This window comes from Bacillus sp. SIMBA_074, from assembly GCF_046534555.1.
Lineage (GTDB): Bacteria > Bacillota > Bacilli > Bacillales > Bacillaceae_G > Bacillus_A > Bacillus_A mycoides.
Genome location: NZ_JAWRYM010001075.1, coordinates 1 through 244, shown reverse-complemented (window position 1 = coordinate 244; position 244 = coordinate 1). Strand labels below are relative to the sequence as shown.

Sequence of the window (244 nt, the reverse complement as noted above, 5' to 3'; positions counted from 1 at the left end):
CACGGGCTCGCCGTAGAGGACGGGGCGCGAGGCGATGGTCATCAGTGCGGGTGCCGGATCGGGGATGAGGCGTGGGTCCGGGTTGCCGGTGCCGATGTCCCGGAGGACAGTGTCGGGGGCGTAACCCTCCTGCGCCACGGTTTCGTGGCCCGCGACCACGGTGCCGGCACGCCCGCGCGAGACCACGAGACCGGCCTGAGCGAGCTGGCGGTACGCAGCCACAGCGGTGTTGCGATTCACGCCG

At 72.1% G+C, this 244-nt stretch carries 1 protein-coding gene; it reads right to left on the bottom strand.

All coding sequences use genetic code 11. The features are described 5' to 3' along the window. Positions 1-244 (bottom strand): hypothetical protein (locus SB773_RS34065; protein WP_486304339.1); only part of this gene is annotated, 244 nt, incomplete at both ends.